Origin of the sequence: Aeromonas sp. XH (assembly GCF_033348475.1) — a bacterium.
Lineage (GTDB): Bacteria > Pseudomonadota > Gammaproteobacteria > Enterobacterales > Aeromonadaceae > Aeromonas > Aeromonas sanarellii.
In genome coordinates this window covers 555228-575288 of record NZ_CP137630.1, presented here as the reverse complement: position 1 = coordinate 575288, position 20061 = coordinate 555228, and the positions used below count along the sequence as shown (strand labels likewise).

Annotated in this window: 18 protein-coding genes and 5 tRNA genes; 15 read left to right on the top strand and 8 right to left on the bottom strand. The window is 62.3% G+C overall.

Going from position 1 to position 20061, the window contains the following annotated elements; all coding sequences use genetic code 11:
- Positions 1-82 precede the first annotated feature (82 nt).
- The gene (gene mltC / locus R2B70_RS02740) at positions 83-1186 is read left to right on the top strand and encodes a membrane-bound lytic murein transglycosylase MltC (protein WP_318162576.1); all 1104 of its coding nucleotides are present in this window, start codon (positions 83-85) and stop codon (positions 1184-1186) included.
- Between the two features lie 59 nt (positions 1187-1245).
- Here mltC and R2B70_RS02735 read toward each other — a convergent pair whose 3' ends face one another.
- The gene (locus R2B70_RS02735) at positions 1246-1626 is read right to left on the bottom strand and encodes a NirD/YgiW/YdeI family stress tolerance protein (RefSeq protein ID WP_318162575.1); all 381 of its coding nucleotides are present in this window, start codon (positions 1624-1626) and stop codon (positions 1246-1248) included.
- A gap of 235 nt (positions 1627-1861) precedes the next feature.
- Between R2B70_RS02735 and R2B70_RS02730 the strand changes: the two genes are divergently transcribed.
- Both R2B70_RS02730 and ompA read left to right on the top strand, forming a co-directional pair.
- The gene (locus tag R2B70_RS02730; RefSeq protein ID WP_318162574.1) at positions 1862-2869 is read left to right on the top strand and encodes an SGNH/GDSL hydrolase family protein; all 1008 of its coding nucleotides are present in this window, start codon (positions 1862-1864) and stop codon (positions 2867-2869) included.
- A 289-nt stretch (positions 2870-3158) separates the two neighbouring features.
- Positions 3159-4190, top strand: a complete 1032-nt coding sequence (gene ompA, locus R2B70_RS02725) for a porin OmpA (protein WP_042075948.1) — start codon at positions 3159-3161, stop codon at positions 4188-4190.
- 66 nt (positions 4191-4256) lie between these two features.
- On the opposite strand, the gene R2B70_RS02720 is transcribed toward ompA, so the two are convergent.
- The 3 genes from R2B70_RS02720 to R2B70_RS02710 are packed head-to-tail and all read right to left on the bottom strand — an operon-like array spanning position 4257 to position 7733.
- Positions 4257-4823 carry a membrane integrity-associated transporter subunit PqiC gene (locus tag R2B70_RS02720; protein WP_209793990.1) on the bottom strand — a complete coding sequence of 189 codons (567 nt, stop codon included), beginning with the start codon at positions 4821-4823 and terminating at the stop codon, positions 4257-4259.
- Positions 4820-6469: an intermembrane transport protein PqiB gene (gene pqiB / locus R2B70_RS02715; protein WP_318162573.1), complete on the bottom strand. Its 1650-nt coding sequence runs from the start codon at positions 6467-6469 to the stop codon at positions 4820-4822. The genes R2B70_RS02720 and pqiB overlap by 4 nt, the downstream gene beginning before the upstream one ends.
- Entirely contained in the window at positions 6462-7733 is a 1272-nt protein-coding gene (locus tag R2B70_RS02710) for a paraquat-inducible protein A (protein ID WP_042075953.1), read from the bottom strand. Before R2B70_RS02710 ends, pqiB begins: the two co-directional genes overlap by 8 nt.
- 177 nt (positions 7734-7910) lie before the next feature.
- Here R2B70_RS02710 and hfq point away from each other — a divergent pair, with 177 nt between their 5' ends.
- The gene (gene hfq, locus R2B70_RS02705) at positions 7911-8270 is read left to right on the top strand and encodes an RNA chaperone Hfq (protein WP_033128946.1); all 360 of its coding nucleotides are present in this window, start codon (positions 7911-7913) and stop codon (positions 8268-8270) included.
- A 138-nt stretch (positions 8271-8408) separates the two neighbouring features.
- Here hfq and R2B70_RS02700 read toward each other — a convergent pair whose 3' ends face one another.
- The 3 genes from R2B70_RS02700 to dapA form a co-directional block, all read right to left on the bottom strand.
- Positions 8409-8999 carry a beta-phosphoglucomutase family hydrolase gene (locus R2B70_RS02700; RefSeq protein WP_318162572.1) on the bottom strand — a complete coding sequence of 197 codons (591 nt, stop codon included), beginning with the start codon at positions 8997-8999 and terminating at the stop codon, positions 8409-8411.
- 149 nt (positions 9000-9148) lie between these two features.
- Positions 9149-10789: a GGDEF domain-containing protein gene (locus R2B70_RS02695; RefSeq protein ID WP_209793985.1), complete on the bottom strand. Its 1641-nt coding sequence runs from the start codon at positions 10787-10789 to the stop codon at positions 9149-9151.
- Positions 10790-10884: 95 nt separating this feature from the next.
- Positions 10885-11757 carry a 4-hydroxy-tetrahydrodipicolinate synthase gene (gene dapA / locus R2B70_RS02690; protein ID WP_318162571.1) on the bottom strand — a complete coding sequence of 291 codons (873 nt, stop codon included), beginning with the start codon at positions 11755-11757 and terminating at the stop codon, positions 10885-10887.
- A 299-nt stretch (positions 11758-12056) separates the two neighbouring features.
- On the opposite strand from dapA, the gene rsmC reads away from it, so the two are divergent.
- The 9 genes from rsmC (at position 12057) to R2B70_RS02645 (ending at position 17033) form a co-directional block, all read left to right on the top strand.
- Positions 12057-13085, top strand: a complete 1029-nt coding sequence (rsmC, locus tag R2B70_RS02685) for a 16S rRNA (guanine(1207)-N(2))-methyltransferase RsmC (protein ID WP_318163312.1) — start codon at positions 12057-12059, stop codon at positions 13083-13085.
- A 107-nt stretch (positions 13086-13192) separates the two neighbouring features.
- Positions 13193-14452 carry a glucose-1-phosphate adenylyltransferase gene (gene glgC / locus R2B70_RS02680; protein ID WP_084202623.1) on the top strand — a complete coding sequence of 420 codons (1260 nt, stop codon included), beginning with the start codon at positions 13193-13195 and terminating at the stop codon, positions 14450-14452.
- The gene (gene glgA, locus R2B70_RS02675; RefSeq protein WP_318162570.1) at positions 14442-15902 is read left to right on the top strand and encodes a glycogen synthase GlgA; all 1461 of its coding nucleotides are present in this window, start codon (positions 14442-14444) and stop codon (positions 15900-15902) included. The genes glgC and glgA overlap by 11 nt, the downstream gene beginning before the upstream one ends.
- Positions 15903-16018: 116 nt before the next feature.
- A tRNA-Leu gene (locus R2B70_RS02670) sits at positions 16019-16104 on the top strand.
- Between the two features lie 56 nt (positions 16105-16160).
- Positions 16161-16246, top strand: a tRNA-Leu gene (locus R2B70_RS02665).
- A gap of 45 nt (positions 16247-16291) precedes the next feature.
- A tRNA-Leu gene (locus R2B70_RS02660) sits at positions 16292-16377 on the top strand.
- 45 nt (positions 16378-16422) lie between these two features.
- Positions 16423-16508: transfer RNA gene (locus R2B70_RS02655), tRNA-Leu, on the top strand.
- Positions 16509-16579: 71 nt separating this feature from the next.
- Positions 16580-16665, top strand: a tRNA-Leu gene (locus R2B70_RS02650).
- A 101-nt stretch (positions 16666-16766) separates the two neighbouring features.
- Entirely contained in the window at positions 16767-17033 is a 267-nt protein-coding gene (locus R2B70_RS02645; RefSeq protein WP_318162569.1) for a late competence development ComFB family protein, read from the top strand.
- A gap of 8 nt (positions 17034-17041) precedes the next feature.
- On the opposite strand, the gene R2B70_RS02640 is transcribed toward R2B70_RS02645, so the two are convergent.
- Positions 17042-17251 (bottom strand): hypothetical protein, encoded by a 210-nt coding sequence (locus R2B70_RS02640; RefSeq protein ID WP_318162568.1) that lies wholly within the window; start codon positions 17249-17251, stop codon positions 17042-17044.
- Between the two features lie 300 nt (positions 17252-17551).
- Between R2B70_RS02640 and nhaC the strand changes: the two genes are divergently transcribed.
- Together nhaC and R2B70_RS02630 are read left to right on the top strand one after the other, a co-directional pair.
- Positions 17552-18961 carry a Na+/H+ antiporter NhaC gene (nhaC, locus tag R2B70_RS02635; protein ID WP_216991055.1) on the top strand — a complete coding sequence of 470 codons (1410 nt, stop codon included), beginning with the start codon at positions 17552-17554 and terminating at the stop codon, positions 18959-18961.
- A gap of 106 nt (positions 18962-19067) precedes the next feature.
- Positions 19068-19991, top strand: a complete 924-nt coding sequence (locus tag R2B70_RS02630) for a LysR family transcriptional regulator (RefSeq protein ID WP_042075969.1) — start codon at positions 19068-19070, stop codon at positions 19989-19991.
- The last annotated feature ends 70 nt before the right edge of the window (positions 19992-20061 follow it).

Genomic DNA, 20061 nt, shown 5'->3' with positions numbered 1-20061 from the left:
CGAGAGAGCGCCAAACGGTGGCACCTCTCCTGGCTCGAGCCAATCAGTGACGGGCGGCCCCACCGCCCGGTTTGAGGATCTTATGGGTCGATTTTTTTGGCTGCTGTGCGCCCTGCTGTTTCTCTCTGCCTGCTCATCCTCCCCCCAGACCGGCGGGAGCGACGATGATGATCTGGTCAACGGCAAGGACGTGCGCGGCTTTGAACACATGATCAGTGCGCTCTCCCACAACGTGAACGAGATATGGGGGCGCGAGGCGCTGTTCGCCGGCAAGTTCGACTACGTCAAGTACACGGATCAGTACAAGAGCCGGGCCCACATCGACTTCTCGGGTGGTCGCATCATGGTGGAGACGGTCTCCGGCCTAGACCCCCGTGCCCACCTGCGCCGTGCCATCATAGAGACCCTGCTGACCCCGGACGATCCGGCGGAAGTGGATCTCTATTCGGACAGGGAGATCATGCCCGGGGGCGAGCCCTTCCTCTATGGCCAGGTGCTGGACAACCAGGGGCAGCCGATCCGCTCCAGCTGGCGCGCGGAGCGCTATGCCGACTACCTGCTCGACACGGCGATGAAGAAGCGCACCCTGGGGATCCGCAACATCTTCTTCATCGACATCCCCATGGTGGCGAACCACGAGGACAGGCGGGGTTACAAGTACGCCAGCATCATCCGTGACGCCTCCCGCAAGTATGGGGTCGCCGAGAGCCTGATCTATGCGGTGATCAAGACGGAGAGCAGCTTCAACCCCTATGCGGTCAGCCATGCGAACGCCTATGGCCTGATGCAGGTGATACCGGCCACCGCCGGGCGGGATGTCTATGTGCGGGTCAAGGGGAAGAACGGACAGCCGACCCGGGAAGATCTGTTCAACCCGGCCTACAACATCGACGTGGGGACCGCCTATCTGCACCTGCTGCAAACCGTCTATCTGGCGGACATCCAGGATCCCCAGTCCCGCCGCTATGCGGTGATCTCCGCCTACAACGGCGGTGCAGGCGGGGTGCTCAACACCTTCTCCAGCAACCGCAAGGCCGCCCCGGACATGATCAACCGGCTCTCCCCCGAGGCAGTCTATCAGGTGCTGACCGAGCAGCATCCCAAGGCGGAGGCGCGCCGCTACCTCTACAAGGTCAACCAGGCCGAGAAGGGGTTCAAGCGAACCGTCGCCAGTCGGGCCGGCTGACGACGTCCAAAGAAAGAGGGGCGCTGATAGCGCCCCTCTTGCTGCTGACTGTTTGTCCCTCACTTGGCGATAAAGCCGCCCTTGCTCTGGGGAGCCGCCCCCACCTTCTCCAGGTGCTCCACCTCGACCTCGGTCTTGTTCCAGCTGTGGTCCACCTCGCCGCGCACGCGGATCAGATCGTCCGGACCCACTTCGGTGCCGCGCCACACATCCCCGTCCACTTCCACTTCCACTTCGCCGCTGTCATCGCGGAACATGTAGTTTTCACCGCCAAGATGCTTGACCAGCTTGCCTTCCAGGGTCACCCACTGGTCATCGGCCACGTCTTTCAACTGGGCGACCGAGATCTTGTTCTGCTCCTTGGGACCTGTGTAGGCCGCCATGGCGAAGGAAGAGACGGACATCAGTGCCACTAGGGCGATTGCCTTTGCTTTGTTCATTTCATGCTCCTGTCATTGGGGTATGCAGGCATCTTGCCCGGCTGTGCGTGAAACAAACGTGAAGCCTCCCCATCCAGGGGGGGCGATGTGACCGCAATCGCTTTAATGGCCCGAAGCGGCTGCAAACATGTATTCGAATGGATAGCTTCCTGCCTGGCCAAGCGGGTTCCCAGCCCGCGGCCATCGAGGAACAGCCCGCAGGCCTCGCCTGCCTTCAACCCATGAGAATACCCAGATGAACAAATGGCTTCTGTGTTTATTGGGGCTAGTCGCGCTGACGGCCCAGGCCACCGAGACACGCCCCCCCTTCTCCCGCATCGTGATGTTCGGCGACAGCCTCTCCGATACCGGCAAGATGTACGGCAAGATGCGGGGTTACCTCCCCTCCAGCCCGCCCTATTACCAGGGCCGCTTCTCCAACGGCCCCGTCTGGCTGGAGCAGCTGACCCAGCAGTTTCCCGGGCTGACCATCGCCAACGAGGCGGAAGGGGGAGCCACCGCCGTGGCCTACAACAAGATCTCCTGGAATCCCAAGTACCAGGTGATCAACAACCTGGACTACGAGATCACCCAGTTCCTGGAGAAGGACAGCTTCAAGCCGGACGATCTGGTGATCCTCTGGGTCGGCGCCAACGACTACCTGGCCTATGGCTGGAACACCGAGCAGGATGCCAGGCGAGTGCGCGACGCCATCAGTGACGCGGCCAACCGCATGGTGCTGGGTGGCGCCAAGCAGATACTGCTGTTCAACCTGCCGGATCTCGGCCAGAACCCCTCGGCCCGCAGCCAGAAGGTGGTGGAGGCGGCCAGCCATGTCTCGGCCTACCACAACCAGCTGTTGCTGAACCTGGCTCGCCAGCTGGCGCCCACCGGCATGGTGAAGCTGTTCGAGATCGACAAGCAGTTCGCCGAGATGCTGCGCGAGCCGCAGAACTTCGGCCTGAGCGACACCGAGAACGCCTGCTATGGCGGCGGCTACGTGTGGAAACCATTCTCTTCCCGCAGCGCCACCACCGACAGCCGACTGGCCCCCTTCAGCGCGCAGGAGCGCCTCGCCATCGCCGGCAACCCCCTGCTGGCCCAGGCCGTTGCCTCCCCCATGGCGCGCCGCAGTGCGGGTGAGCTGAACTGCGAGGGCAAGATGTTCTGGGACCAGGTCCACCCCACCACAGTGGTGCACGCCGCCCTGAGCGAGCGGGCCGCCGCCTTCATCGAGCAGGAGTACGAGTTCATCCCCCGGTGATGCTCCTCTTATGCAGCAGGCCGACGTCCGTCGGCCTGTTTTGATCCCTTCATCGAGTGTTTAATGAACACCCCATATGACACCCGTCACAATTCGGATTCATACTACCCCCTCTCTCCCCGGACTCCCCTATGATGGGCATAGTTATCACAATATGTTTTATATCAGTTGCTTGTAGATAAAAGAAAACGAGCTACGTTTAAACATGTTGTGGCTGAACGCTGGCCCAACCCATGAGGCGAGGCGACACGGATTCGTCCTCCCCACCAACAAGATTGCAGAGGCATCTATGAACAAAACACTGATTACCTTGCTGGTTTCAGGCCTGCTTGCGGCCAATGCCCAGGCTGCCGGACAAGACAACACCTGGTATGGCGGTGCCAAACTGGGTTGGTCCAACTTCTACGGTGTCGATGAGAGCAACACCATCGCCACCACCGACAAAGACGACGACGAAGTCGGTGCCGGCGCCTTCGCCGGTTACCAGATCAACCAGAACCTGGGGATCGAACTCGGTTACGACTACCTGGGCAAGCTCAAGTACAGCGGTACCCGCAATGCCGCGGCCTTCAATGACTCTGTCGAGGCCCAACTGGCCCAGCTGACCCTGAAGCTCGGCTTCCCGGTGGCAGACAACCTGGATCTCTACGGTCGCCTCGGTGGCGGTTACGGCTGGACCAGCAGCGATGAGCTGGACAACGACAGCCGCGCTGTCTTCGTCGGTGCGCTGGGTGCAGAATATGCCCTGAATCTGGACTGGGCAGCCCGCCTCGAATACCAGTACAGCACCCCGTACGGCAGCCGGGAAGATACCGGTCTGCGCATGGACAACGGCCTGCTCTCCCTGGCCGCCGTCTATCGCTTCGGCCAGGTCGCCCCAGTCGTGCCGGCCCCCGCCCCGGCTCCGGCCCCCGAGCCCGTGGTGGTCGACAAGCAGTTCACCCTGAGTTCGGACGTGCTGTTTGACTTCAACAAGGCCACCCTCAAGCCGGAAGCCGGCCAGGCACTGGATACCCTCTACAGCCAGATCGAGGAAGCCAGACCCAAGGATGGCTCGGCCACCGTCATCGGCTATACCGACCGCATCGGTTCCGATGCCTACAACCAGAAGCTCTCCGAGCAGCGCGCCCAGACCGTTGCCGATTACCTGATTGGCAAGGGGCTGCCTGCCGGCAAGGTCAATGTGGAGGGTCAGGGCAAGAACTCCCCCGTCACGGGCGACAGCTGCACCAGCAAGTCCAAGCGTGAGCTGATCGTCTGCCTGGCCCCGGATCGCCGGGTAGAGGTCAAGGTACAAGGGGTCTCCGAGGTACAGCAGTAACCTCGTCGGCTCTACAGCCCATGACAAGACGGGAGGCCAAGGCCTCCCGTTTTTCATGCCAACTTCTCAGCTGGTCTTGCGCACTTCCGCCGCTATCTGATCGAGCAGTTGCTGCCAGCCCTGTCCCAGCGCGTCGACCAGGGCCCCATAGCCATCGGCCGGCAGGACGTGCTCCTGCTGGAAGGGCACGTCCCGCAGCACGACCCCCTCCTCCGTCAGCAGGCGCCAGCGGCCGCTCAGCAGGGCCCGGCCATCGTGCCGTCCCTGGAAGTGCTCGACCGAGATGGTCAGCACAGGCCCCTTGCGGGCCCCGTCCTGACGCACCACCCAGCCCGGCAAGCGGCTGGAGAGGCCGTTGAGGGTCAGCTGGTTCAACTGGGCATCGAGGGAGCCCGCCCAGCGATGGTACTCGGCGAAGTGCAGCTCATTGCCTTCCAGCTGGTAAACCAGGCTCATCCGGTCGAGCTGGCCGGAGAGGGCCACGGGCCGCAGCACCAGCTGGTGTTGCGGCTGCGCCATGACGCCGGCCGGCTGCGGGCTGTCGGCATCGAGGGAATAGTAATGCAGCGTCGGGGCGGCGCTGCACCCCGCCAGCAGGCCCAGCAAGGTCAGGGCCATCATCCGTTTTTTCATTGTGTTCCTCGCTTGGGCTCAGGATCCCTGGGGCGGGAGCGATCGAAGATCAGCGAACTCGGCTGCTCGTTCAACGAATGCACCAAGGGTTGCAACTCGCTCATCAGCTGGTTGAGGGACTGTACAGACTGACGCAGCTCCTGATTGGTCTGGGAGCCGGCATCATAGGTCTGCAGCGTCTCCTGCAACTGCTTGAGGCTCTGGTTGAGGGACGCAGGCAGTTGCTGGGTCGATGGCTTTCCGGTGAACTGCTCCAGATTCGCGCTCACAGCCCTGATGTGCTTGAGTGTCTTGTCCAGGGTCGCCAGGGTGCTGTTGACTTGTGTGAGGGTGGTCGCCATATCCATGTCGACAAACTTGTCGAGGATCTGATTCACCTTGCGCTCGATCTGATCCAGCCCCGCCTGCACGGTCGGGAAGACCTGGTAGCCCGCCAGCTTGATGGGGTGATAGGCGGGGGCATCCGGATAGAAGTTCAGATCCACCACCTTGCCCCCGGTCAGCAGGCTGGAGGTCTTGAGGCTGGCCCTCAGCCCCTCCTTGAACTGCTTGCCAAAGAGAGTTCTCCATTGCTCTTTTTCCGCATTGGCGTAGCGATGGGAAATTCGCTGCACCTCGATGCGCGCCAGCACCGGGATCTGCCGGCTCTGGAACATCTGCGCGGCTTTGTCATCAATGGGGTAGGGCGCCGAGATGACGGTACCGACCCGGATGCCGCGATATTCCACCGCCGCCCCTGGGTGCAAGCCACCCACGCTGTCCTCGAACAGGAAGACGTATTCGATGAACTGATCCAGGCTACCGGCCAGCACGCTCGCCTCGTCCTTGAACAGCACAAACTCCTCGTTCTGCTTGACCGGTTCACCCGGCAGCCAGCCTGGGGGCAGCCCCATGGTTATGCCGCCGTTGATCAGGCTCTCGAGCGAATCCATCTTGACCTTCATCCCCTCGCTGCTCATGGAGACCTCGAAGCCCGGAGTCAGCCAGAAGCGGGAGTTGCTGCTCACCAGGATGTCGTAGGGGGCGTTGATGAAGAGCTTGTACTCCATCTCGCTCTTCTCGGGCAGGAAGTTGGCCTCCTCCACCTGGCCTATGGTGAACCCCTGGTAGCTGATGGGAGACCCCACCCCCAGCGCATTCGCGTCGCGACTGGACAGGGAGAGGCGCAGCCCCTTGGCATCCAGGGAAGCCAGGGGCGGTCTGTCCAGCATGGCGTATTCGCTGCGGGCCCGGCCTTTCTTGCCGGGAGATAGCTCGATATAGGCCCCGGAGAGCAAAGTGCCAAGACCCGAGACGCCCTCCCGCCCGACCCTGGGCTTGACCACCCAGAACTGGCTATCCTTCTTGAGCATGCCGGCGGCGGCATTGGTCAACCGCGCCTTGAGCACCGCGTGGCTGTAGTCTTCGCTGAGCTCCACCGTCTCGATGCGACCCACCTCCACCTCCCGGGAACGGATCACCGTCTTGCCCGCGACTATGCCCTCGGCGGTGGCCACGGTCAGGGTGAAGCTGGGGCCCTGGGAATACCAGTGCTGGAACAGCATCCAGGCTCCGATGAACAGCGCCAGCAGCGGCACCATCCAGATAGCGGCGGCCGAGCTCATGAAATCAGAGCCCGGTTTCCACCTCGTCTTACGCTCACTCACGTTCGCGTTCTCCTTGTTGTAAATCCCAGATCAGGCGGGAATCGAAACTCATGGCGGCCACCATGGTGATCAGCACGACCCCGGCAAAAGCGACGGCCGCTGGGCCAGGATAGATGGTCATCAGATTGTCCAGCCGGATGAGACCAGCCAGTATGGCCACCACGAAGACGTCGATCATCGACCAGCGCCCCACAAATTCGGTCATGCGATAGAGCTTGAGCTTGCGCAGCGGCGAGGCCCCCTGGCCGCGCTGCACCACGTAGCAGAGCCACAGCAGCGCCAGTATCTTCACCAGGGGGACCACCACGCTGGCGAAGAAGATGACGGCGGCGATGGGGTAGGAGCCCATGGCCCACAGCAGCACCACGCCCCCCATGATGGTCGAGGGGCTGTCATCCCCCAGGAACACGGTGTCCATGATGGGATAGAGGTTGGCGGGAACATAGAGGATCACCGAGGTGATGAGCAGTGCCCAGGTGCGGTTCAGGCCGCCCGGCTTGCGGCTGTGCAGATGATCGCCGCAGCGTGCGCAGCTGTGGGCATCCCCCTCGTTCAGGGCACCGCAGATGTGGCAGCCCACCAGCCCGCAGGACAGGGCGCTGGTCTCGGGATCCACCTCTCTGGCGGCGGTCGGCCCGAACAGCCGCTGCCACAGCCACATCCGATCCAGGGAGGAGATCATCTTGATGAGCAGCAGGGTGTAGCCGACGAAGGCCCAGAACGACAGCCCCATCTTGATGTCGGCCATGCCCATCAGCTTGACCAGGGAGATGAGCACCCCGATGAGGAAGACATCCACCATCAGCCAGGGCTTGATCCGGCACAGCAGGCGGCCGAGGGAGCGCAGGGCATTGCTGTGCAGATCCTTGTCGAGGCGCCACAGCACCAGCATGATGGAGCCGATATAGACCAGCGGCAGGCCGATCAGGGTCAGACTCAGCACGGCCCCCAGAAACAGGTAGCCCTGATCCACCAGGGTGGTGATGCACTGCAGGAAGGTCATCTCCTGCCCTACCCCGTGGGAAGAAAACGACATGAAGGTGAAGACGTTGGAGAACGCAAACATGATCAGGGCAGCGAAACCATAGGCGATGGGCTTGCGCTCCTGCTCCGGCAGGTGCCGGCTCAGAACATGGCCGCAGCGGGGACAGTCGCTCGCCTCCCCCACCGCAAGCGGTGTCGCGGGCACCAGCAGATCACACTCTTCGCATGCCGTCGCGTCATGGGTATAGATGGTTGGATGTTGGTGTGAAACCGGATGCAAGATAAGACCCCAGCATGAGGCCCGCCACGGGGCCAGAGCCGCCAATTATTACAGCAGCGGCCCGTGCCCACCAGCCCTGTCGTTGCACCATCCGGGCAGGGGGTGAGAATGACTTTGACAAGGCAGTGGCCATTTAGCACAATCAAACGCCACTTTTTTTCCGCGGGACAATAATTTATGACAACTGAATCCCCCAGCTACTCCACCATTGAGCAGGCCTTCTCCCTCGGGAACGGGCAAGATTCTGCCCTCAACTGGCTGCGCAAGAACCGCAGTCAGGTCGCCATCTTCCTGGTGAGCGGCATCAAACTGGAGGGGACCATCAGCGGCTTCGACCAGTACAGCGTGCTGCTGACCGACGCCCACGGCAACCAGCAACTGGTTTACAAGGCCAAGATCTCCACCATCGCCATGCACTCGGGTCGTCCCGCCGTCAGCATCCAGCGCGCCCGCAAGCCGCGCGTCTCCATGGCTCCGCGTCCCCACGGCGCACCTGGCCGTTACGACGACAATCAGGGTGGCAGCAGCGAGCAGTAAGGCTCGCCCCTCCCTCACCCCGAGGGTGTTGCTGCGTCAGCCGGTGACACCTGCCGATCCCCACTCTCATGTTTTGCCTGTCCCGTATGAGAGTGGGTCTTCTCTTTGGCTTAGACGCTCCCGACCGATACGCCCGGCTCAGTAAGTCAACCCGACCGGTTTTCCCTCTCTGACCATGCAGACCTGCATGCCTGCGGCCTCACCGGCCTGTGCCCCTATGCCCGTATCCTCGAACACCAGGCACTGGCCAGGCTCCACCCCCAAACGGTGCGCCACCAGCAGGAAGGTATCCGGATGGGGTTTGTGCAGCTCGACGTCATCGGCGGTGACCACCACGGGGAAGTAGCGATCCAGCCCGGTATTGCGCAGCACCGCCTCGGCATTGACGCGGGGCGAACCGGTCCCTATCCCCATGGGGATCAGGCCGTGATAACGCTCGACCAGATCCAGCATGGCCGGGAAGGGGGCCGCCTTGTGCAGGTTGGCGACGTAGTGCTCCGTCTTGCAGCGGGTCACCACCAGGGGATCCAGTGCGATCTGCTGCACCTCGGCCACCAGCAGGGCTATCTTGCGGCTGGGCATGCCCCCCAGTTCATAGAACCAGTCGGCATCGAACCGAAAACCAAACTCGCGGGCGGTGTGCTCCCAGGCGGCCAGGTGCAACGGCATGGAGTCCACCAGGGTGCCGTCGAGGTCGAAAACCAGGCCTTGAAATCCGGATAGGGTCATGGTGCAGGGTCTGTCTATGTGAAAATGGGCCCCCATTCTAGCCAGAGCGCGGGCGCATCGCCATGCGCCAGATGGCGAGAAACGCTTGCCACCTCATTTATACAGGGCGGCGTGGGCCTGATGCCGAGCGGACAGCCCCCACGCAGGTGTCAGCGATAGGCCAGAGTGCAGGCCCGTCCTTGGGACTTGGCGTGATAAAGCGCCTGATCCGCCTGCTCGGTCAGGGTTTGCCACCCCTTGTCCGCCGAAGGGACGAGGTAGCTGAAGCCGATGCTGACCGTGAGCCGCTGTGCCACCCGGGAGGCCGGATGGGGGATCTGCAACGCTTCCAGCCCCTGGTGGATCTGCTCCGCCAGTCGCTCAGCCTCCCCGGGTTGCGGGGCACACAGCAGGATCACGAACTCCTCCCCGCCATAGCGGGCCACCAGGTTGGTGCGCCGCCGCTCCGTCTCCTGCAACAGGGCCGCAACCCGTTGCAGGCACTGATCCCCCTTGCCGTGGCCGAAGTGATCGTTGTAGGACTTGAACTCGTCCACGTCGATCATCAGCACCGCCAAGACCCCCTGATGGCGGCGCGCCCGCTCCCACTCCCGCTCCATGGTGATGTCCCACTGGCGGCGGTTGGCGATCCCGGTCAGGGGATCCTCCAGCGACAGCAGGGAGAGGCGGCGATTGGCCTCTTCCAGCGCCCGATTGGTGTCCGCCAGCTGCCGGGTCCGCTCCTGCACCCGCTGCTCCAGCTCGCGGTTGAAGCGCTCGAGCGCCGACTGGGTGCGCTGGCGGATCAACAGCTGGGAGAGCATGGCCGCATACTGCTTGAAGATCTCGCTCTGATACGCCTTGAGCGGGCGGCGCCAGAGCAGGTTGTCGGCGGCGATCCAGCCCATGGGTGTGCTCCCGTCCCACAGGGAGACCATGGCATTCCAGCCGCGCCCCACCTCCTGCTTCTCGTAGTAGAGCGGCGTGTCCTCCAGCACCAGCACATAGTCCTTGCGCCGCAGCGCCTCCTGCACCATGGGGTGATCCGGTATGGGGCTGATGAAGTGGCGCTCGTCGATGAGCTCCCCCGCCTCGTTGGTGCCCCAGGTGCCGTGCATGGTCTTGACGTCGCCATCCGTCAGGAAGATGGCGACACGGTCGAATTGCAGGTCATGGCGGGCCAGCGCCACGGCGTCGTGCAGCAGGCGATCCTCGCTGTCGCAGCGGGCGAGCTTGACGCCCACCTGGTGCAGCGCCTGCAACATGCTGAGGAAGGAGTCCTGCAGGGCCTGGCTGCGCACGAGATCGGCCTGGGTATGAAGCCGCTGATCCCGCTCCAGATCCACCTGGCCCGCGAGTCGCCGGCTCTCCAGCTCGGCGGCGAGGTAGTGCATCAGCAGCTGGATGCTCTGTTGCTGGCGCCTGGGCAGGCGATCGAGGCGACGCCGGGTCTCCAGATAGACCACGGCCTCCAGCCCCTTGTGACGCTTGAGGGGGAAGCAGGCGCGCAGGCGTGGTATCTCCGGCTCGACGCTCTCCCAGATGGCATGGGTCGGCGCGATCGGTTCCACCAGCAACTGGCCGAGTTCGAGGGAACGTTCGATGAAGAGCATGGGCAGCTCGAGGGAGCCAAGGAGGTCGGCGTTCAGGCAGAGCAGCCCTTGCTCGGGACGATAGTGATAGAGCTGGGGCGTCGGTGCTCGCAACCACAGATAGATCTGTTCGGCCTCGGTCTTTTCTCTGACCGCAGACAGCGTCACTTCACAGAGGTGTTCAAAACTGGTGAAGTGCTCGGGATCCCATTCTTCCATGCCGACTCATCCTTGATTGTATCCAAGCGAGTATATCGACAAAGCCCGGTCATTCATTGACCGGGCGATCAAAAGCGAGATCCAGAGCCCAGTTTTTACAACAGATCCAATGCCTGCATGGCGGCGCGGATCCGCTCGCGGGTAGCTTCCGACAACGGCATCACCGGCAGACGGCACTCTTCGCTGCAGAACCCGAGCAGGGAGACTGCGTACTTGGCGCCCGCCGGGCTCGGCTCGGCGAACATGGCCTGGTGCAGCGGGATCAGCCTGTCCTGCAGCTCCCGGGCGGCCTGCCACTCGCCGGCCAGGGTCAGGTTCTGCACCTCGGCCACCAGCTTGGGGGCCACGTTGGCGGTCACCGAGATGCAGCCCTGGCCGCCACCTATGTTGTAAGCCACGGCGGTGGCATCTTCGCCGGAGAGCCAGGCGAACGGCTTCTTGATGAGCTGGCGCTCAACCCAGGGGCGGGCCAGATCGCCGGTGGCGTCCTTCACCCCGGCGATGCGCGGCAGTTCGGCCAGGCGTGCCAGGGTCGCCGGCTGTACATCGACGATGGCCCGCGGCGGGATGTTGTAGACGATGATGGGTTTGGTGGTGGCGTCATGCACCGCCTTGAAGTGGTGGTAGAGCCCCTCCTGATTCGGGCGGTTGTAGTAACCCGCCACGTGCAGGGTGGCATCCGCCCCGGCCTGCTCGGCGTAGCGGGTGTACTCGATGGCCTCGACCGGGTTGTTGGACCCGGCCCCTGCGATGACGGGAATGCGCCCCGCCACCTGCTTGACCACCAGCTCCACCACCCGGCAGTGCTCGTCGTGGGTCAGGGTCGGGCTCTCCCCAGTGGTGCCGACCGGCACTATGCCATGGGTCCCCTGCGCTATGTGCCACTCCACCAGGCGAGTCAGTGCGGCCTCGTCCAGCTGGCCCTGTCGGAATGGGGTGATCAGGGCGACTATCGAACCTTGAAACATGGGATTTCCTTCTCCTACACAGATGAAATGGTCAATAAAAAGCCCCGGTACGGGGGTCGCTACCGGGGCTTGAATCGTCTCAGGGATGAGAGGTTACGCGCGCACGCCAGCAGGCCCGAATGTCAGGCTGTGTTTGTGCTTTCGTTTCGATACGCATGACCGCATTGCATCATCCCCGGGTAAATAAGGCGTCTGGGCATATTTCGGGAACACGGCATAAATGTCAAGGCGAAAGCGGCCATGTATAATGGCCGCCCAAAAATGCGTGGAGAGACCCAATGAGCCGCCCTGCCGGAGCCATCAGCCAGAAAAACAGTGCCGTCAGCCAGATGCTGGAACGTAACCAAGCCCTCTTTGTCGGCAAGCGGCTCCTGGTGTGCGGCGCCCTGGAGGACGATTACCCCCGCCAACTGGCCGAACTGGCCCACTCGCTCACTGTCTTTACCACAGATTACTGCTATTACCGCAGCCAGCAGGCCGCGCTGGGGGATGCCATTCTGTTCGACCACCAGCTCGGCGGCCCCCCCCGTTTCGATGCCCTGCTGTTGCTGATGCCCAAGGCCAAGGCCGAGGCGCAATATCTGCTGGCCATGATGACGCCGCTGCTCGAGAGCGGGGCCGACCTGTTCCTCGCCGGCGAGAACCGCGGCGGCATCAACGGTGCCGACAAGCTGCTGGCCCCCTATGGCGAGCCGCCGGTCAAGCGGGACTCGGCGCGCCGCTGCTCCCTCTATCACAGTGAACTGAGCAAGCCGGTGGCCCCCTTCGAGCTGGACGCCTGGTTCAGCCGCTACGAGTGCCGGGCCGGCGACACCGGGCTGACCGTCATGGCTCTACCCGGGGTCTTCAGCGCCGACGGCCTGGATCTCGGCAGCCAGATGCTGCTGGCGAGCCTGCCCCCCATGCAGGGCAAACTGCTGGACTTCGGTTGCGGCGCCGGGGTCATCGGCTCCGTGCTGGTCAAGCGCAATCCGGCCCTGGCCGTCACCATGGTGGACATCAATGCCCTGGCGCTGGAATCCAGTCGCCGCACCCTGGCGGTCAATGGCCTGAACGGCCGGGTCCATGCCTCCGACGTTTACTCCGATATTGCCGAAACATTCCAACATATCGTCTCCAATCCCCCCTTCCACGCCGGGCTCAAGACCTTCTACGCCGCCACCGAAACCTTCCTGGCAAAGGCCCCCGCATTCCTGACCCGGGATGGCGACCTGACCATAGTTGCCAACGCCTTCCTGCGATACCAGCCTATACTGGATGCGCACTTCAAACAGACCGAGGTGATCGCGGGTGATGCCAAATTCAAGGTGTATCTGAGCAAAGCCTAAATAAGTGCAACGGTTGTAATAAAACAAGTAGAGAGTGCCAGACGGGATCTGCTAAGGTACCAAGAAAACGTTTACCACCCCTTTTGGGGTGTTTTTTTCGCAACAGCATGAAAACCTTTTCAAGGCATGAATTCAGGGAGAGAAATACGATGGCAGGCATACTCACCATGATACTGGCCGGCGGTGAAGGAACCCGTCTCCAGCCACTGACCACCACCCGCAGCAAACCCTCGGTCCCGTTCGGCGGCAGCTATCGCCTGATCGACTTCGTCCTCAACAACTTCGTCAACGCCGACTTCCTGCGTATCTACGTGCTCACCCAGTTCAAGTCCCAGTCCCTCTATCTGCACATGAAAAAGGGCTGGAACATCGTCGGCATCACCGACCGCTTCATCGACCCCATCCCGGCCCAGATGCGAATGGGCAAGCGCTGGTATGACGGCACCGCCGACGCCATCTACCAGAACCTGCGCTTCATCGAGATCTCCGACCCCGAGCACGTCTGCATCTTCGGCTCCGACCACATCTATAAGATGGATGTGAGCCAGATGGTGAGCTTCCACAAGCAGAAGGCGGCCGCCCTGACGGTCGCGGCCCTGCGTATGCCCATCGAGGAGGCAAGCGCCTTCGGGGTGATCGAGGTGGATCAGGAGGGACGCATGATCGGCTTTGAAGAGAAGCCCCGGCACCCGAAGCACATTCCCGGCGATCCCACCCAGGCTCTGGTCTCCATGGGCAACTACATCTTCGAGACCGAGGCGCTCTATCGCGAGCTCAAGCGGGATGCCGCCGAGGAAAACTCCAGCCACGACTTCGGCAAGGACATCATCCCCAGCCTGTTCCCCCGCGCCCCCGTCTATGTCTACGACTACAGCACCAACGTGATCCCGGGGGAGAAACCCAACGTCTACTGGCGCGACGTGGGGACGCTGGACGCCTATTGGCAGGCGCACATGGACCTGGTGGCCGACGATGCCCCCTTCTCCCTCTACAACCGCAAGTGGCCGCTGCATACCCACTACCCACCCCTGCCCCCCGCCACCTTCATCGACACCGACGACTGCAAGGTCAAGATCGCCAACTCCCTGATCTCCGGCGGCTGCTTCATTCAGGGCAGCCAGATCCAGCGCTCCATCCTGGGATTCCGCTGCAACATAGGCCCCTGCAGCCACATCAGCGAGTCCGTGCTGCTCGGTGACGTGAAAATCGGCGAGGGCTGCTCCATTCGCCGCGCCATCATCGACAAAAACGTTGAAATTGCACCCGGCACCGTGATCGGTGAGAATCTGGACCATGACAGAGAGCGGTTTACCGTGTCCGAAGGCGGTATCGTCGTGGTACCTAAGGGAGCAAGAGTTGGCTATTAACCCACTGAAAATCCTGTTTGTAGCCTCGGAGGTTGAGGGGCTGGTGAAGACCGGGGGCCTGGCGGATGTCGCCAAGGCCCTGCCGCAGCATCTTGCCCGGGCGGGCCACGATGTGCGCATCATTCTGCCCTTCTACAAGACCCTCAAGCGCCGGGACGAGGCCAAACTGCTCGCCTCGCGCTGGCTGCCCACGCCACAGGATCGGAGCGATATCGGTTATCGCATCCATCAGTTGGAACTGGACGGGATCTGCGTCTACCTGCTCGATTGCCCCCAGTATTTCGAACGTCCTCAGCTCTACGCCGAGAACAATCAGGCCTATCCCGACAACGGCGAGCGCTTCGCCTTCCTGGCGGCGGCGGCCCTGCACGCCTGCGAGCAGCTGGGCTTTGCCCCCGACATTGCCCACTGCAACGACTGGCACACCGGCCTGCTGCCGCTGCTGCTCAAGACCCGGCACGCCCATAACCCCTTCTTCCAGCGCACCCGATCCGTCATCAGCATCCACAACGCCGCCTTCCAAGGGGTGTTCGATCGCCAGCAGTTCTGGGCCGTGCCCGAGATCGCCGACTACGAACGGCGCATCAACTACGACTACGGCCACGTCAACCTGCTCAAGTGTGGCGTGCTCTATGCAGACAAGATCAATGCGGTCAGCCCCAACTACGCGAACGAGCTGCTGACCCACTTGGGGGCCCACGGCATGGCGAGCGTGTTCCAGCAGCGCGCGGCCGACCTGAGGGGCATCCTCAACGGCTGCGACTACCAAGACTGGGATCCCGCCTTCGATCCCCTGCTGCCCGCCACCTATGACGCCGACAACCTGGCCGGCAAACATGTCTGCAAACGGACCCTGCAGCAGGAGACGGGGCTGCCCGTCGGTAGCCTGCCCATCTACGGCATGGTGTGTCGTCTGACGGAGCAGAAGGGCGTACATCTGCTGATCCCGGCCCTGGACAAGTTCCTGCAACATAGGGTGCAGGTGGTGATAGTGGGATCCGGCGACCCCTCCCTCGCCGCCCAGTTGCAAAGCATCGCCCAGCAGCATCCCGAGAAATTTGTCTTTATCAACGCCTATGACGATCGCCTGGCCCACCTGGTGGAGGCTGGCGCCGACTTCTTCCTGATGCCTTCCCTGTTCGAACCCTGCGGCCTCAACCAGATGTACAGCCTGGCCTATGGCACCCTGCCCCTGGTGCGGGCGGTCGGTGGCCTGAAGGATACCGTGGTGGACTGGGATGCCGACCCCGAGCATGCGACCGGCTTCTGCTTCAACGATCCCACCGCCAGCACCCTGCTCGATGCGATGCGCCGCAGCCTGCTCCATTACCTGCAAGAACCAGAGCGTTTCGCCCGAATCCAGCACAACGCCATGAACACCCGCTTCGACTGGGCCGGCTCTGTCCCCCTGTACGAGCAGATGTATCGCGATGCCCTGGCCGGGACCTGACTCCGATTGCTGAAGTTTTGTGCCCTTGATACGGCTTTACCGGTCAACAGCGAAAAAAGTCCCCTTTGGCTGTTGACGCCCCCCCAAAACTCTATAGAATCCCCCACCGCAGTGATGCGAAGGTGGCGGAATTGGTAGACGCGCTAGCTTCAGGTGTTAGTGTCCCACGGATGTGAGGGTTCGAGTCCCTCTCTTCGCACCATACTGCGCCATGCTCTTATCGGACAGCATGTAAAACCAGACTGATAACCCGAATGTGCGAAGGTGGCGGAATTGGTAGACGCGCTAGCTTCAGGTGTTAGTGCCCCCCGGGTGTGAGGGTTCGAGTCCCTCTCTTCGCACCATGCTTTTGTCAGACAGCATGTAAATCCAGACTGATGACCCGATGTGCGAAGGTGGCGGAATTGGTAGACGCGCTAGCTTCAGGTGTTAGTGCCCCCCGGGTGTGAGGGTTCGAGTCCCTCTCTTCGCACCATGCTTTTGTCAGACAGCATGTAAATCCAGACTGATAACCCGATGTGCGAAGGTGGCGGAATTGGTAGACGCGCTAGCTTCAGGTGTTAGTGCCCCCCGGGTGTGAGGGTTCGAGTCCCTCTCTTCGCACCATGCTTCTGGCATGTAAAACACAGAGAATGCGCTCCAACCGCATTTAAAAACCAGCTGGAGAAAATCAGTGTGCGAAGGTGGCGGAATTGGTAGACGCGCTAGCTTCAGGTGTTAGTGTCCCACGGATGTGAGGGTTCGAGTCCCTCTCTTCGCACCATTCCTTCTGCAAAAGGCCCGTCACGACAGTGACGGGCCTTTTGTTTTTGTCCCTGCCATGGCTATGCTGTTGAAGACGTCATGCCACCACAGGAGCTTCCCATGATCCTGGATACCGACATTCACAACTTCTATGAGCATCTGGTGCTCAAGGAGATAGAAAAACAGGGGCTTAGCCAGACACTGCCCCCCCACCAACTGGCCGATCTCTGCTGCCTGACCCTGAACCAGCTCCCTTCCCACTACATCCGCCACGACGTCGACATGATCTACTTCACCACGGATGCAGAACGCAACGAGATGGAGCAGAAGGTCATCGCCTCCCTGCGACTGGCCCATGACAAGATCCAGGCCGTACCCGCCCGCTGACCGCTTTCCTATGGCCAGCTCTGCTGCCAGAGCAGGGTGACGACCCCCGTCATGCCCGCGACCGGCAGCAGGATCAGCGCCGGCCTCAGCCTGGGCTCCAGCATGATCCAGGCCGCCAGCAAGAAACCCAGGCTCCACAGGCCGTACGCCTTGTCCTGACCCCAGACCAGGACCGCCAGAAGAGCGGCCAAGAGTAGAGCACGTACTATCCAGTTCATTGGCAATGGCCCGAAAATACATTAATGATAACCATTATCATTTTTGATGTTGCCATCTGCAATCGAACTTGCCTATGGGTTTCCGGCTTTCAAGCGGCATCGACTGAACAGTGAAAAATGCCGATTGGATCAACTATTTTGTGGGATTTTAAAATTTTAAAGCGGTTTTGCCGAATGAGTGGGGATTTTACACCTCATCTTTATGGTAGATTGCGCCCTCTTTTGGTGAGCCCCTCGGGATACGCGTATCCGCAGGACGAGAGGGACTGACCTTGGCGAGCAAGAATTTAGGGAGCGTCTATGCAAAACCAACAAAACCACATCCGATTGCCGGGCATGTCACAGGTGTTTGCCTGCCTGGCTATCTTCCTGGCCCTGGCCTTCTCCTTCACCAGCGTGCTCGACCTGCCAATCCAGCTGGCACTGTTCATCGCCTGGTTCGTCATCATGGGGCTCGGCATCCGGCTCGGCCATGATTACAAGTCCCTGGAGCAGGCGGCCGTCGACGGCGTCGCCAAGGGGATGGGGGCCATCCTGATACTGGTCTCCGTCGGGGCACTGGTGGGCACCTGGATTGCCGGCGGCATAGTCCCCAGCATCATCTACTTCGGCCTCAAGGTGATACACCCGTCCATCTTCCTGCTGGCGACCCTGATCATCTGCTCCCTCACCTCCCTGGCCACCGGCACCTCCTGGGGCTCTGCCGCTACCGCCGGTATCGCCATGATGGGGATAGGCCACAGTCTGGGGGTCCCGGCACCTCTGGTGGCGGGGGCCGTGCTCTCCGGCGTCTACTTCGGTGACAAGCTTTCCCCCCTCTCCGACTCAGTGGTGCTGGCGTCGACCATGTCCAACGTCGACGTGGTGGAACACATCAAGGGGATGCTGCCCATCAGCCTCTTCTCCTACGTCATCACCGCCGCCCTGTTCACCGTGGTCGGCATGCAGTACTCCGGCAACGTCAGCCTGGAGCAGGTCAACCTGGTGATGGAGGCCCTCGACAAGCAGTTCAACATCACCCCGCTGGCCATAGTTCCGGTGATCCTGGTGCTGGGCCTCTTGGCCAACCGCAAGCCCGCCTTCCCGGTGATCAGCTTCGGCGCCCTGCTGGGGCTCGTATGGGCCATCGCCTTCCAGGGCATGGATCCGGTCAAGGCGATGCACGCCGCCTACAGCCCCTTCCCCATCGTCTCCGGGGTCGACTTCATCGACAACATCCTGGGCCGTGGCGGCATGGAGTCCATGCTGGGATCCGTGGCCGTCATCATCTTCGGTCTGGGGTTTGGCGGCCTGCTGGAGAAGGTCGGCATTCTCTCCGTCATCGCCAGCGCCTTCGAGAAGCGCATCAACAGCGCCGGCAGCCTGACCAGCCACACCATTGGCACCGCCTTCCTGGCCAACGTGTTCGGCTCCGCCATGTATGTGTCGCTGATCCTGACCCCCAAGATCATGGCCAAGAACTACGACCGGCTGGGGCTGGCGCGCAAGAACCTCTCCCGCAACGCCGAGTTTGGCGGCACCCTCACCTGCGGCATGGTGCCCTGGAGCGACAACGGCATCTTCATGGCCGGGGTGCTGGGGGTGGCCACCCTCGACTACCTGCCCTACATGTGGCTCAGCTTCACCTGCATCATAGTGACCATCACCCTCGCCTATCTGGGCAAGGCGGTGAACCGGGTGCCGGTGATCGAGGCGGCCAACTCCCGCTAACCGCCGGAAAAACCATGACAAAAGGCGCCAGCACGGCGCCTTTTGTCTGGGCGCGATTCGAGGTTAAGCTGGCAGTCACCTTGATCGCACGCGGCAGGACGCCCAGATGAACTTCACCTTTCGCCAGATCCGCTATTTCGTGGCCGTGGCCGACAGCTTCTCGGTCAGCCGCGCCGCCGCCGAGCTGCACATATCCCAGTCGGCGGTCACCAGCGCCATCCGCGAGCTGGAGACCGAGCTCGGCGCCGCCCTGTTCGAGCGCAATCCGCGCGGCGTCAGCCTCACCACCCAGGGTCACCAGTTTCTGCTGCACGCCCGTCGCATCCTCGGCGCCATGACCGAAGCCGGCCAGTCCCTCAAGGCGGTGGCCCAGCAGGATCAGGGGCGGCTCACCATAGGCGTGACCACGCTAGTGGCCGGCTACTACCTGTCGGAGGCACTCGGCCGCTTTCGCCGCGCCTTCCCGGCGGTGCAGATCGAGGTGAAGGAGGACGAGCAGCCCTATCTCGAGCACCAGATCGTCAACGGCGAGGTGGACGTGGGGATCCTGATGACCAACCGCACCATCCGCCAGGAGGCGTTCGATACCGAACTGCTGACCCGCTCGCCGCTGCGGGTCTGGCTCGCCGCCAACCACCCGCTCTGCGCCGAGTCGACCCTCTCCCTCAAGGCGCTCGGCGAAGAGCCCATGATCTCGCTGACCGCCGACCAGCTGGATCAGATCATCGGCGGCGGCCTGCGCCGCTACGGCATCGCGCCACGCATCGTGCTGCGTACCGCCTCGGTGGAAGCGGTCCGCAGCCTGGTGGCTAGCCAGCTCGGGCTCGCCCTGCTGCCGGATTTTGCCTACCGCCCCTGGTCCCTGGAGCAGGAACGGGTCGAGGCCCGCGCCATCAAGGAGCCCATCCCCGCCATCGACATCGGCCTGGTGTGGCGGCGCGGCTCGCGGCTGGACTGGACCGCCCGCGAGTTCATCGACATCGCTAGGGATCAAAGCCGGCTGCGGGCCCGCCAGCACCTTCCCCGCTGAGTGGAGCCTCCTGCTCCGTCACGGGGTCTCTTGCAGAAACTCAGATTCATCTGCACTCGATATCAATTTT

Coding starts and splice junctions, on each gene's coding strand:
- R2B70_RS02640 (WP_318162568.1), bottom strand. CDS start 17,251: ATGAACTGGATAGTACGTGCTCTACTCTTGGCCGCTCTTCTGGCGGTC.
- R2B70_RS02735 (WP_318162575.1), bottom strand. CDS start 1,626: ATGAACAAAGCAAAGGCAATCGCCCTAGTGGCACTGATGTCCGTCTCT.
- nhaC (WP_216991055.1), top strand. CDS start 17,552: ATGCAAAACCAACAAAACCACATCCGATTGCCGGGCATGTCACAGGTG.
- ompA (WP_042075948.1), top strand. CDS start 3,159: ATGAACAAAACACTGATTACCTTGCTGGTTTCAGGCCTGCTTGCGGCC.
- R2B70_RS02700 (WP_318162572.1), bottom strand. CDS start 8,999: ATGACCCTATCCGGATTTCAAGGCCTGGTTTTCGACCTCGACGGCACC.
- dapA (WP_318162571.1), bottom strand. CDS start 11,757: ATGTTTCAAGGTTCGATAGTCGCCCTGATCACCCCATTCCGACAGGGC.
- R2B70_RS02730 (WP_318162574.1), top strand. CDS start 1,862: ATGAACAAATGGCTTCTGTGTTTATTGGGGCTAGTCGCGCTGACGGCC.
- glgC (WP_084202623.1), top strand. CDS start 13,193: ATGAAAACCTTTTCAAGGCATGAATTCAGGGAGAGAAATACGATGGCA.
- mltC (WP_318162576.1), top strand. CDS start 83: ATGGGTCGATTTTTTTGGCTGCTGTGCGCCCTGCTGTTTCTCTCTGCC.
- R2B70_RS02630 (WP_042075969.1), top strand. CDS start 19,068: ATGAACTTCACCTTTCGCCAGATCCGCTATTTCGTGGCCGTGGCCGAC.
- R2B70_RS02645 (WP_318162569.1), top strand. CDS start 16,767: ATGATCCTGGATACCGACATTCACAACTTCTATGAGCATCTGGTGCTC.
- R2B70_RS02695 (WP_209793985.1), bottom strand. CDS start 10,789: ATGGAAGAATGGGATCCCGAGCACTTCACCAGTTTTGAACACCTCTGT.
- R2B70_RS02720 (WP_209793990.1), bottom strand. CDS start 4,823: ATGAAAAAACGGATGATGGCCCTGACCTTGCTGGGCCTGCTGGCGGGG.
- hfq (WP_033128946.1), top strand. CDS start 7,911: ATGACAACTGAATCCCCCAGCTACTCCACCATTGAGCAGGCCTTCTCC.